Annotated in this window: 12 protein-coding genes; 6 read left to right on the plus strand and 6 right to left on the minus strand. The window is 73.0% G+C overall.

The window, feature by feature from the left end:
- Positions 1-5: 5 nt before the first annotated feature.
- On the minus strand, positions 6-1100 hold the full coding sequence (locus OG444_RS03515; protein ID WP_327260683.1) for an AI-2E family transporter: 1095 nt from the start codon (positions 1098-1100) through the stop codon (positions 6-8).
- 185 nt (positions 1101-1285) lie between these two features.
- On the opposite strand from OG444_RS03515, the gene OG444_RS03520 reads away from it, so the two are divergent.
- Entirely contained in the window at positions 1286-2578 is a 1293-nt protein-coding gene (locus tag OG444_RS03520) for an MFS transporter (protein ID WP_327260684.1), read from the plus strand.
- Positions 2579-2591: 13 nt separating this feature from the next.
- Here OG444_RS03520 and OG444_RS03525 read toward each other — a convergent pair whose 3' ends face one another.
- The 4 genes from OG444_RS03525 to OG444_RS03540 form a co-directional block, all read right to left on the minus strand.
- The gene (locus OG444_RS03525; RefSeq protein ID WP_327260685.1) at positions 2592-3932 is read right to left on the minus strand and encodes a DUF2252 domain-containing protein; all 1341 of its coding nucleotides are present in this window, start codon (positions 3930-3932) and stop codon (positions 2592-2594) included.
- Positions 3933-4109: 177 nt separating this feature from the next.
- The gene (locus OG444_RS03530) at positions 4110-4283 is read right to left on the minus strand and encodes a hypothetical protein (RefSeq protein WP_327260686.1); all 174 of its coding nucleotides are present in this window, start codon (positions 4281-4283) and stop codon (positions 4110-4112) included.
- 387 nt (positions 4284-4670) lie between these two features.
- Complete coding sequence (locus OG444_RS03535) at positions 4671-5480, minus strand: MBL fold metallo-hydrolase (protein ID WP_327260687.1); 810 nt, start codon at positions 5478-5480, stop codon at positions 4671-4673.
- A 175-nt stretch (positions 5481-5655) separates the two neighbouring features.
- Complete coding sequence (locus OG444_RS03540) at positions 5656-6618, minus strand: aldo/keto reductase (RefSeq protein WP_327260688.1); 963 nt, start codon at positions 6616-6618, stop codon at positions 5656-5658.
- A gap of 180 nt (positions 6619-6798) precedes the next feature.
- Between OG444_RS03540 and OG444_RS03545 the strand changes: the two genes are divergently transcribed.
- The 4 genes from OG444_RS03545 to OG444_RS03555 all read left to right on the plus strand — a co-directional run bounded on the left by OG444_RS03545 (position 6799) and on the right by OG444_RS03555 (position 10298).
- The gene (locus OG444_RS03545) at positions 6799-8004 is read left to right on the plus strand and encodes a sensor histidine kinase (protein ID WP_327260689.1); all 1206 of its coding nucleotides are present in this window, start codon (positions 6799-6801) and stop codon (positions 8002-8004) included.
- Positions 8001-8666 carry a response regulator transcription factor gene (locus tag OG444_RS03550; protein WP_327260690.1) on the plus strand — a complete coding sequence of 222 codons (666 nt, stop codon included), beginning with the start codon at positions 8001-8003 and terminating at the stop codon, positions 8664-8666. Before OG444_RS03545 ends, OG444_RS03550 begins: the two co-directional genes overlap by 4 nt.
- A gap of 164 nt (positions 8667-8830) precedes the next feature.
- The gene (locus tag OG444_RS40725) at positions 8831-9334 is read left to right on the plus strand and encodes a hypothetical protein (RefSeq protein WP_442810449.1); all 504 of its coding nucleotides are present in this window, start codon (positions 8831-8833) and stop codon (positions 9332-9334) included.
- Positions 9273-10298: a hypothetical protein gene (locus OG444_RS03555; protein WP_327260691.1), complete on the plus strand. Its 1026-nt coding sequence runs from the start codon at positions 9273-9275 to the stop codon at positions 10296-10298. Before OG444_RS40725 ends, OG444_RS03555 begins: the two co-directional genes overlap by 62 nt.
- Before the next feature lie 233 nt (positions 10299-10531).
- Here OG444_RS03555 and OG444_RS03560 read toward each other — a convergent pair whose 3' ends face one another.
- The gene (locus tag OG444_RS03560) at positions 10532-11503 is read right to left on the minus strand and encodes a helix-turn-helix transcriptional regulator (protein ID WP_327260692.1); all 972 of its coding nucleotides are present in this window, start codon (positions 11501-11503) and stop codon (positions 10532-10534) included.
- A 97-nt stretch (positions 11504-11600) separates the two neighbouring features.
- On the opposite strand from OG444_RS03560, the gene OG444_RS03565 reads away from it, so the two are divergent.
- Entirely contained in the window at positions 11601-12236 is a 636-nt protein-coding gene (locus OG444_RS03565; RefSeq protein ID WP_327260693.1) for a TIGR03086 family metal-binding protein, read from the plus strand.
- The last annotated feature ends 1 nt before the right edge of the window (position 12237 follow it).

Genomic DNA, 12237 nt, shown 5'->3' on the forward strand with positions numbered 1-12237 from the left:
GCCGCTCACCCGTCGGCCGTCGGGTCGTCGGGGCGTACGCCGTCGGGCCGTACGCCGTCGGGGGCGAGGCGCGCATCGCGCAGCGCCGTGTGCACCGACCAGACCACCGACACCAGCGGGACCGCGACCACCGCGCCCACCACCCCGGCCGCGATGGCGCCCGCGACCACCGAGATCGCCACCACCAGCGGGTGCAGCCGGACCGCCCGGCTCATCACCAGCGGATGCAGCAGGTGTCCCTCGATCTGGCCGATGACCACGATCAGCGCGACCACCAGGCCCGCGACGAACGGCCCCTTCGCGGCCAGGGCGACCACGGCGGCGACCGCGAGCGCGACGGGCGATCCGATGAGGGGGATGAAGGCCGCGAAGAACTCCAGCAGGGCCAGCGGGACGGCCAGCGGGACCCCGAGGAAGTACAGCGCCAAGCCCACGAGGACCGCGTTCGTTGCCGCGACGAGGACGATCCCGCGGGTGTACCCGGTGAACGTGCGCCAGGCCGCGGCGCCGGAGATTCCCACCCGGGCGCGCACCGACGGGGGCAGCTGCGCGCAGAACCACGACCACTGGCGGTCGCCGCCGTGCAGGAAGAAGAACGAGCAGAAGACCGCGAGGGCGAGGACGGTCAGCACGTGCACCAGGCGCCCGGCCCCGCTGACCGCCGTACTGAGGACCGTGGAGCGGTGGCTCGACAGGTACGCGCCGAGCCGGGCCTGGATGTCGGACAGCGCGTGCGGGTTCAGCCGGAAGGGCGGCCGCTCCAGGTACGCCTCGATGCTGGCCAGCCCCTCGCGGAACTCCCGGGCCAAGGTGGTGCTCTCCCCGGCCACCGCCTCGCCGACCAGGGTCAGCACCCCCAGCAGGAGCAGCGCGCTGCCGAAGAGGGAGACGGCGACGGACACCGAGCGGGGCAGGACGCGCCCGAGGCGGCGGGTGGGCCACCACAGGAGGGCGGTGACGACGAGGCCGAGGAAGAGTGCCACGGCGATCTCGTGGAACCGGCCCAGCAGGGCGAAGAGCGCGTAGACGGCGGCGCCGACCACCAGCAGGCGCCAGGCGTACGACGCGGCCGTACGCAGGAACGCGGACACGGGCGGCATGACCCATGGGTGCCACCGCGGGCCCGCGATGCCACGCAGTGGGTTCCGGATTCGCCCGTCCGTGGCGGGTGAGGAGGCGCTCCGGCGGGCGCCGGCCGACGTCCGGCTCGGCCCGGGCGGGCTGCGGCCAGGGCCGCGAGAAAATCCGTTGCCGTGACCGGAATGTCCACGGACGATGGCATCTCGTGAGCACTTCCCGATGGACCGCCCTCCTGCCCGACCCCGCCCCGTTCCGTTCCAGCCGCGACTTCCGGTTGCTGTTCTACCAGGGGACGGTCACCTATTTCGGCTCCTTCATGGCGATGATCGCGCTGCCGCTGCAGATCAAGCACCTGACGGACTCGCCGCTCGCGGTCGGCGCGATGGGCGCGGTGGAGCTGGTGCCCCTGGTGGTCTTCGGGCTGTACGGGGGCGCCCTCGCGGACGCGGTCGACCGGCGGCGGATGATCCTGCTGACCGAGGCCGCGCTCGGGGTGCTCGCTCTGGTGCTGCTGGTGAACGCGCTCCTGCCGGATCCGCTGCTGTGGCCGCTGTACGTGGTCGCGGCCGGCGTGTCGGCCCTGGCGGGGCTCCAGCGGCCGGCCATGGACTCGCTGATGGCGCGCATCGTGCCGCACGACCAGCTCACGGCCGCCGCCGCGCTCAACGGACTCCGCTACCAGTTCGGGGCGATCGCCGGACCGGCGCTGGCCGGTGTGGTCGTCGCGTACGCCGGTCACGCCGCGGCCTATTCCGTCACCGTCCTCGGGTTCCTCGGGTCGGTGCTGCTGTGCCTGCGGCTCAGTCCGGCGCCGCCCGTGAAGGGGGCCGAGCGCCCGTCGCTGCGCGGCATCGCCGAAGGCGCCCGCTACGCGTGGAGCCGCCCCGTGCTGCTGGGGACGTACGCCGTCGACCTGGCGGCGATGTTCTTCGCCTTCCCGAACGCGATCTACCCCTTCCTCGCGGACGAGCTCGACGCGGTCTGGGCACTGGGTCTGATGTACGCGGCGGGGGCGGTGGGCTCACTGGTGCTCGGCATGACCAGCGGCTGGATGTCCCGGGTCCGCCGGCACGGGCTGCTGGTGGTGTTCGGGGCCACGGTCTGGGGCCTGGCGATCGCGGGGGCGGGCGCGTCCGCGAACATCTGGCTCGTGCTGCTGTGCCTCGCGGTGGCGGGCGCGGGCGACATGGCGAGCGGGCTGGGCCGCGCCACGATCTGGAACCAGACGATCCCCGAGGAGCTGCGGGGCCGGCTCGCGGGCATCGAGGTGCTCTCGTACAGCGTGGGCCCGCAGCTCGGCCAGGTCAGGGCGGGCACGATGGCCGGCTGGACCGGTACCCGTTCGGCGTTCTGGGGCGGCGGGCTGGCCTGTGTGGCGTCGGTGGCGGTGCTGGCCGCGCTGCTGCCGAAGCTGATCTCCTACGACGCCGACACCGACGAGGACGCGCTGCGGCGGCGGGCGGCCCGGGAGGCGGAGCCGAGCGGCGCTGCGACCTGATCCCGGGGCGGGTTCAGACGCCGCTGGTGGCGGTGATCCTCCCGGCGGCGACGGCGGCGGTCAGCAGGGCGTGGTCGGCGACCGTGCGGTCCGCGTAGCGGAGCGCGAAGCCGGCTACGGCGCGGTCGAAGGTGTCGGCGCCGCCGAGGTATCCCGCGATGGCGATGCGGTCTCCGGAGCGGGCATGGGCGCGGGCCAGGGCGCTGCCGCACAGCGCGGCGTACCGTCCGAGCAGGCCCGGGGACATGGTGGCGACGTCGGCGGACCCCTTCATGTCGCGCAGCTGGCGGCCGTAGAAGTCCCGCCCCGCCGGTCCGGTCGTCCAGCCGAGGAAGATGTCGCCCGAGGCCTGCATGAGCCGCTGGCCCGCTACCACCCGGTGCCCCTGGTGATCATGCGGGTCGGCCGGCAGGTGGTCCTGCAGGACGGACGGCACGGCTTCCTTGATCTGCAGGAAGAGCGGGTCGTCGGCGTCGCGTCCGAGGAGCAGCACGATGTAGCAGCGGGTTCCGACGCTCCCGACGCCGACCACCTTGCGGGCGGCGTCGGCGAACCGGAAGCGGTCCAGCAGGAGGCGGCGCTCCTCGGGGAGGGTGCTGCGGTACTTCCCGAAGATCTCGTCGACGGCCCGTGAGTCCGTCCGGGCGAGCGGTTCGACCAGCGGCGGATCGTGGATGATCCGCCGGCGCCCGTCGCGGACCTCGGTGAGTTTGTCGAGCGCGCGGAGGCCGGTACGGCGGCGGGCGCGGGCCAGGTTGGCCTCCACCCGATCGCGCAGTGCGGGTTTGCGGACGAGGCGCGGCAGCTCGGCGGCGTCGATCCGGTGGTACCAGACGTCCAGCTCGGAGAGTGCGGCGAGCTCCCGCATCGTCCGCCGGTACGCCCGGGCCGCCGCCAGGGCGGCTGCACCGGAGCGGTCGTCGCCGTGGCCGTTGTCACGGGCGGCCACCGCGACGCTGGCGGCGAGCCGCTTGACGTCCCATTCGAAGGGTCCGGGGTAGGTCTCGTCGAAATCGTTGAGGTCGAAGAGCAGGGCGCGTTCGGGCGAGGCGAACATGCCGAAGTTCAGGAGGTGCGCGTCCCCGCACAGCTGGACGGTCAGGCCGGTCTGCGGCTGGGTGGCCAGGTCGGCGGCCATGACGGCGGCCGCGCCGCGCAGGAAGGCGAACGGTGATGCCGCCATCCGGCCGTATCGGATGGGCAGGAGTTCCGGCACGCGGTCGGTGGCCTGCCGCTGCAGTATCCCGACGGGGTCGGGCCGGTCCGGGGAGGCGGTCCAGCGCTCGTGCGAGGCACGGCCGGTGATCTTGCGGACCGCCCGTCCGCGCCGCAGCCGCTCAGCCGGACTGGTCATGCGCCGCTCCTTCTCGCCGGTCCTCCTCATCCTGGCGGCACGGCTCCGGTCCCGCATGTCGCGGTCCCCGCACCGGCCGGGGGCCGCTCGGGGTCTCGCGCGGGCCGGTCGGGGGAGGCGGTCAGGTCTCGTCCGGTTGTCGTCCGGTTGTCGTCCGGTTTTTAGTTCAGTTCTCGTTCAGTTCTCGTTCTCGGCGAGGATCCGGTCGGCCGCGTAGTGCGGGCAGTTGAGCGTGTGCCAGGTCACCGACAGTGACCGTGCTCCGGTCCGCAGGGTCCGCACCACGCCATCGGCGGCAGTGGCCTTGCAGAAGGGACACACGACTGTCTCCGGGCGCAGTAGATCGAACATGCCGTGTCCTTCCCGCAGCTTTCTCACACCGGACCAGTCCAGAACTATCAAATCCGGCGCCATTCGGCCGCAGTACCCACAAGTACGGATGGTTATTGGGGGCCTTGGACGGGCGGGAAGGGCGGCGGGGCGGGAAACGGGGGGTGTCCCGGGGCGGCGGCCGCGGCGGCGAGGACCCTTGCCGCGGACCGGAGTTCGCCCTCGGACCGGGCGCGGTCGGCCGGGCCGGCCGTCACTCCGGCGAGGCGGATGACGCCGTACGGGTTGCGCGGGACCGGGGCGATGACGCACGCACCGGCCGGGATCCCTTGCCGGGGAGGTTACCTCGCACCACAGGACGCAGCATTTCAGTGGGGTGCATCCGTCCCTGCTCCTGCGCATCGCAGGTTACGCGGGACCACCGGGCTCGAAGCCCGCGAGCATCTGTTCCAGGGCGGCCTGGTCCGGTCCCGTGAAGGGGTCGATGCCCGGCACCGCGGCGATGGTGTCGATGAACTGCGTGGTCAGGCCCACCGCGGGCGGCAGGTGCGTGCTCAGGATGGTCTGCGGGTCCATCGTGCGCAGGGGGTCCACGGTGGTCAGGAACCTGTCCGGGTCCACCATCTGCACCCAGGGGCTGTCCACGCTCGCCCACAGCCGCTGGGAGGCCCGCAGGTCCTCCGCGGGCACATGGCCGACGTCGGTGCTCATGGCGATGTCCGCGGTGGGCATGGGGCCTCCGAAGCAGTCGGAACTGAAGCAGGTCCGCGAACGGTCGTCGTAGAAGCCGACGGTGGCCGGGTTGTCGAACAGCGGGGGGCGGAAGGCGTGCAGCGTCCGGTCGCCCACGTCCAGGCTCTGGCCCGGATTGAGGAAGTACACCCGGTCCAGGGGCAGCGGCCGCTCGGTGGACATGATCCCGAAGCCCAGGAACGTGGTCACCACGCGCGCCGCGGGAGCGGCCTCGAGCAGCGCGAACAGGCCGCCCGTATGGTCGCGGTCCGGGTGGGTCAGCCAGATCCACCGCACGTCGGCCGGGTCGGTCACCGAGCCGAGCGTGTCGAGGAAGTCCCGGTCGGGCAGGCCGAGACCGGTGTCGACGACCACCGGCTGTGCGGCGTGCAGGACGAAGGCGTTGACCGGGAGGAATCCGATGCCCGGGACCTCCAGGCAGTCGGCGAGGACGGTGGTGTCGGGTCCCAGCTTGTGCGTGCCCATGGCGGTCTCCACAGCTGTACGAGGTGCACGAGGTACAGGTCCTCCCTCCATCGTGGCGCCGTCCGGTTGCGCCCGCGCGCGGGAGGCGGTATCGGCGGGTGTCGACAGCCGGCCGACCGCGTGTCGTCGTGTGTGTGCGAGGGGGGAACCCGCTGTCCCCCCTCCTGCTCCGGGATCAGGGCAGTGGCACGCCCCGGGCCGTGATCCAGAGCTCGTACCACTCCTCGTGTGTGAGCTCGGGCTCCCGCAGTGCCGCGTCGCGGCAGGCGCGGATCCGCTCGGGGCGGGCGCTGCCGATGACCGGTGCGATGCCGGCGGGGTGCCTCATCAGCCACCACAGCAGGACCGACTCGGGGGTGGTGTCCTTCTGCCGGGCCAGGTCGGCCAGCAGCTCGGCGGTGGCCAGTTCGGCGGGCGTCTGCTCGCGGCCGGTGAAGCGGCCCTGCGCGAGCGCGCCCCAGGCCTGGAGGCGGATGCCGTGGTCACGGCAGTGCTCCAGCGTCCCGAAAGGGAAACCGTTCCGGGCGGACGGCGGCGTGTTGAGCAGTACCCCGGCCTCGACCCAGTCCCGGCTGTGCAGGCTCATCTCCAGCTGGTTCGCCACCAGTGGTACGTCGAGACGGGCCTGGAGGTGGGCGATCTGCGCGGCACCCATGTTGGACACGCCGAAGGCCCGTACGAGGCCCTGCCGGTGCAGGGAGGTCAGCGCGGCGGCGATCGAGTCCACGTCCGCCAGCGGATCGGGACGGTGCAGCAGGAGGACGTCGATCACATCGGTCCGCAGCCGGCCCAGGCTCTCCTCCACGCGGCGCGTGATGCTCTCTCCGCGCAGGTCATAGATGCCCGGGCGCTCCTTGTCGCCCAGCCGGATCCCGCACTTGGTCTGGAGGGTGATGCGCTCGCGCAGCCCGGGGGTCCGCGCGAGCACCTCGCCGAAGACGGCCTCGGCCTTCCCGTGCCGGTAGATGTCGGCGTGGTCGAAGGTGGTGATCCCGCTGTCCAGGGCGGCGCCGACGGCCGCTTCGGCGGCATCGATGTCGGCGGGCCCGTAGGGGTCGGGGTCCCAGCTCCCGCCCAGGCCCATGCAGCCGTACAGCACCCGGTCGCCACCACTCTTGCTCGCACTCGCGTTCGTCACGCCACCACCCTAGGGCGTCGCGGACGCGGTGCGGCCGCCCGGAGCCGGGCACGAGCACGGCGACGGAGTCCGGGCGCGGCCACAGCCCTCGGCCCTGGCTCGGGTACTACGTGGGGAGTACTCCGGAAACGCTACGCCGGGGTGACGCGGGTGACGGAAGGCGCGGTCTAGCGTGGCTGTATGGACGAGCTGCGCGAACGCCCGGGTCCCCCGTGGCGGCGATGGGTGGAGCGGACCGGGCGGGGCCCGGCCTGGCGCTCCGCGCTGCTCGTCGCCGTCTTCGCACAGATCGGCGCCGGGTGGGCGGCGCACGCCCAGAGCGGCCGGGTGGCCCTGGACGGCTTCGCCCGGCTCCTGCTGCTGCTCGGGCCCGCGCTGCTCGTGGTGCGGCATCGGTATCCGGTGGCCGTGGTGTATGGGGTCAGCATCATCACCCTGGTCTATGTGGGCGCCGGGTATCCGTACGGCCCGGTGTTCCTCAGCCTGGCCCTGGCCTGCTTCGCAGCCGTCGTCGCCGGACACCGCCGGGCCGCCTGGGGCGCCGTCGGCCTGCTCTGGGCCGGACACCTGCTCATCGGGCACTGGCTCTACCGATGGCTCCCGCCCGCCGGGGACGGCCCGACGCCCTGGGCGCAGGAAGTGGGCATCACCGCATGGGTGCTCGCGGTGCTCGCCGTCGCCGAGCTGGTGCGCGTACGCCGGGAGCAGTGGGCCCGCGAACGGGCCGAGCGGGCGGCCGCGGAGAGGCGCCGGGTGGACGAGGAGCGGCTGCGGATCGCGCGTGAACTGCACGACGTCCTCGCCCACAGCATCTCCTTGATCAATGTCCAGGCGGGGGTGGGGCTGGCCCTGCTCGACTCCGATCCCGAGCAGGCGCGTACGGCGCTCGCCACCATCAAGGCGGCGAGCAAGGAGGCGCTGGGCGAGGTGCGGCAGGTCCTCGACACCCTGCGCTCTCCCGGCGAGGCACCGCGCTCCCCCGCACCTGGTCTCGACCGTCTCCCCGAGCTCGTGGAACAGGCGGCAGCGGCCGGCCTGAGTGTGGACGTGTCGGTGGACGGCGAGGCCCGAGCGCTGGCGCCCGGCGTGGACCTCGCCGCCTTCCGCATCCTGCAGGAAGCCCTGACCAATGTGATGCGGCACTCCGGGTCGCGCACCGCCCGTATCCGCCTCACCTGGCAGCCGAACGTCCTGGAGCTGCGCGTGGACGACGACGGTCCGGCCGCGGGCGGCGTCTCGGACGGCAGCGGGAATGGTCTCATCGGGATGCGCGAACGGGCTGCTGCCCTGGGCGGCAGCGTGGAAGCCGGCCCGCAGGCGGACGGCGGCTTCCGGGTGGTCGCCGGACTCCCGCTGCAGGCCGCTTCGTCCGAGGAGGACCTGTGATCCGCGTACTGCTCGCCGACGACCAACTGCTCGTCCGGGCCGGGTTCCGGGCGCTGCTCGACGCCCAGCCCGACATCGAGGTGGTGGGCGAGGCCGCCGACGGCGACGAGGCCGTCCGTCTGGTGGCGGAGCTGCGCCCCGACGTCGTGCTCATGGACATCCGGATGCCGGTGCTGGACGGGCTCACCGCGACCCGCAGGATCGGCGAGGACGGGTCGCTGGCCGACGTGCGGGTGGTCATGCTCACCACCTTCGAGCTCGACGAGTACGTCTTCGAGGCGATCCGGTCGGGCGCCTCCGGCTTCCTGGTCAAGGACACCGAGCCGGAGGAACTGCTGCGCGCGGTCCGGGCGGTGGTCGCGGGTGACGCCCTGCTCTCGCCCGGCGTCACCCGCCGCCTCATCGCGGAGTTCGCCGCCCGCTCGAAGCAGCCCTCCGCGGCAGCCGGGCTGGGCCGGCTCACCGACCGGGAACGGGAGGTGATGGCGCTGGTGGGCATGGGCCTGTCCAATGAGGAGATCGCCCGCCGGCTCGTCGTCAGCCCCCTCACGGCCAAGACGCACGTCAGCCGCGCCATGGTCAAACTCGGCGCCCGCGACCGCGCCCAACTGGTCGTCCTGGCCTATGAATCCGGCCTGGTACGCCCCGGCTGGCTCGGCTGAGGGACGCGACGACGGAGGCCGTCAGCACCCGGCCGAGGGCGACCACCGAGCAGGCCGGCCACTCGAGCGGGCGCCCGCACGCGCGCGGCCGGCAACAGCGTCCGGCATCGCCACCGCGGCCTGCCCTTCGGTACCGGCTCGCCACCTACTCGCAGCACTGCCGGTTGCAGGCCGGGCCGCCGGATCCATCCCACACGGCGGGCCAGGGAGGCTGTCGGAGTCCGGCCGGGACTCGGCATCCGGCAACTCTCGGCCGGCCGCTCCCCCTACGCACCACCAGCAGGGGCGGTCGATCGGCGGACTCCCGCACCTTCCCGGCGGCCGTGGCGCTGGGCGACCTCAACGGAGACGGCCGGCTCGACGCCGTCGTCGCCATGGCGACCACCGGCCGCCCCACCCAGCACGGTACGGAGAAGATGGGCAGCATCGTCGAGCTGCTCGGCGACGGGACCGGCGCGCAACGCAGCCACCCGCTGACCTGCCCGCTCGGCGATCCTCCGACCCGGCCTCAGGGAGACGTTCGTTCACAGGTGCCAGGACGCGTTGTCGGTCCGCTCGGGCATGATCGGCGGCGAGCAGGCGTTGCGATGTGGGGGGTGATGCGACATGGACGCGTGGCGGATGGATCCGACGTTCGCGATGTGCGAGGCGCGGGTGGACGGGGCTGAGCTGTCCTCGCTCGCGGGCGGGCCGTTCGACGTGCGGGCGGTGGTGGCCGGCGTCCGGCCCGAGGCAAAGGACGGATTCCTGCTCGACGAAGTCCCCTGGACGCACTTCCCGCAGGGGGATCGCGTCAGGGAGGCCGTGCACCTGCTCCACACCCGCGACTCGCCGGTCAGCGCCGGAACGGGCGTTGTGGGCGGCATGTACGCCAACGACATGAGGGCCGCAGCCGCGCTCGCCGTACCCTTCCTGATCCGGATCGCCACCGACGCCCGCCACCCGCACCGCGCCGACGCGCTCGCCGAGACCTCCTCCCCGGCCCGCGCCGGCCACTTCGGCGTCGCCTCACGCGAAGAACTGCTCCTCCACCGCGGCGACACCCGGTACAACGACGACTACGACGACTACGGCGTCGAGGTGACCGGTTACCCCGCGGGCTGGTCGGTCACCGCCGCCCGAGCCGCGATCACCGCCGACACCGCACTCCTGCAACCCCTCCTCGACGACCCCGACCCCATCATCCGCATCGACGCCGCCTACGCCCTGGCCACCGCCACCGACCGCGACCACTCGGTCCGAACCGCCTTCCGCACCCGGCTCGCCGCCGAGCAGGACCCGATCGTCCGCGCCGCCCTCGTCCTCGCCACCGCCGAAGCCACCCGCGCCCACCCCCACCCGGCGACCACCACATGGGTACGAGAGCAGTGGCGGGACCGGACCCAGGCTCCCGAGGTCTGCCTGGCCGCCGCGATCGGCTGGCTCTGCCTCACCGACGGGGCCGCTCCCAACGACCTGCGCGCCACCGTCGACCACCTCGCCACCGACGAACGCGCCCACGTCATGGAAGCCCTGCCCTGGATGGTCTTCGCCGGCGGATCCGGCGAGACGGGCCTGCAGCGCTGCGTCCGCACCATGCTCCACCCCGAACTCCCCGAACCGGACGACGACCCGTGGGCCCTGCTCCTCTGACGCCGCAGCTGCCCGAACGGCGGCATCCTCATCACGGGCCAGTACCGCCGCCGTACTCCTGCCTGCGAGCACGGCACGGTGAGCCGCGTACTGCATCTCGATCTTTGGAGGGTTGGCGTGTTCGAGGATCGTCCGGAGCAACGCGATCATGCCGGAGCGGCTGGTGACGGAATCGGTCACCGCGAGATCCCACAGGAACGGCACCGCCTCGACCGTCGCGTCGAGGACAGCGACTACTGACCGTGCGGTGCTTGCAGTTCTTCCCCCGCGTACAGCCCCGTGAGTTCGGCGGCGATCCGAGCCAGCCACTGCCTTACCTCCGGCGGCTCCAGTACCTCGACCCGCGCTCCCAGCCCGGCCAGATGCCCTGCGACGGCCTTGGCGGCCGGGCCGTCGACCCACACCTCGGTCCAGCCGTCGGGCAGCTGACCGCCGACGCGCACGCGGCCGCCGAGGAACCGTTGCAGCAGGGCCAGCGTGTCAGGGCGGACCCGGGCCCGCGCGGTCACCGCGTACATGCCGTCCTGGAAGGCTCCGGACAGTGTCCGCCACGCCGTGGCGAGGTCGAAGTCGGGCGGCCGGACCACCGGTTCGCCGGTCGGCTCGACGGAGGTGACCCGGCTGAGCCGGAAGGTGCGCAGGCCCTTGTCCGTACCGGCGACCAGGTAGTCCACCCCCGCCTTGGCCACGAGTCCGAGGGGGTCGACGGTGCGTTCGCCGGCTGGTTTGCCGACGCCCGCGTACCCGAGGCGGACGCGGATCCCGTCCACGACGGCGCCCTGGAGCGCGGAGCGGTGGGCGGCATCGGCGGTGACGGCGTTGCGGGACCAGTCCGTGGCGTCGACGACCCCTGCGCGGGTCGCGGCCTGGGCCTGCGCCCGCAAGGTCGACGGCAGGGCCTGGACCAGCTTGCGCACCGTGGTGCGCAGTTCGGGGGTGGCCGACAGGGGTCCGGCGACGAGGAAGAGCGCCCGGATCTCGTCGGCGGTCAGCCCGGTGAGGTTGGTACGGGCCCCGCCGACGAGGGACCAGCCGCCGCCGCGGCCGCGCTGCGAGTAGACCGGGATGCCGGACGCGGCCAAAGCCTCCAGATCTCGGCGCGCGGTGCGCTCGGACACCTCCAGCTCGGCGGCCACTTCGGCGACGGTGACGCGGCCTCGTTCTTGGAGGAAGAGCAGGGTTGCCACCAGCCGGTCGGCTCTCATGTGCCCTGTTCCTCCTTCGTGGGTGCCGCGTCGTCGCCATTCATTCTCTTCGGGAAACTGGCCAGAAGGTGGCCACTTTCGCTTCCAGGATGAACTCATGAACAAGACCGAGCAGCTCATCGAGACCCCGTCCGACGCCACCGTTACCGTCGCCGCCCCCATCTCCTTCGATCCGCGGACCGACCTCGCCGCGGCCGTCGACCTGGCGGGACGTACGCTGGCCGCCGTCCGGCCCGAGCAGTACGACGCCCCGACCCCCTGCGAGGAGTTCGACGTACGGCGACTGTCGAGCCACCTCGTCGCGGTCGTCCGGCGGATCTCGGTGATCGGGCGCGGCGAGGACCCGTTCAGTGTCCCGTCCTTCGCCGACGAGATCGCCGACGGCGCATGGGCGGCGGCCTGGGTGCCGGGGGCCCGTGAGGTCGCCGAGGTGTGGGCGGATCCCGGCATCCTCGGCCGGCAGCTGATCCTGCCGATGGGTGTCCTGCCCGGCGCGGCCGCCGCGGCCGTCTACACCCACGAACTCACTGTGCACACCTGGGACCTGGCCAGGGCGACCGGACAGGAGCCGGACTGGGACCCGGCCCTCATCGAGCGTGTGATCGGCGTCGTACGTCGCGCACTGCCGGCCGAAACCCGCGGCGGGCGGATCCCCTTCGCGCAAGTGGTGGCCGTGGACCCCGAGGCGCCGGCCATCGACCGGCTGGTGGCCTGGGCCGGACGCCGGCCCTGAG

Source organism: Streptomyces sp. NBC_01232, assembly GCF_035989885.1.
Taxonomy (GTDB): domain Bacteria; phylum Actinomycetota; class Actinomycetes; order Streptomycetales; family Streptomycetaceae; genus Streptomyces.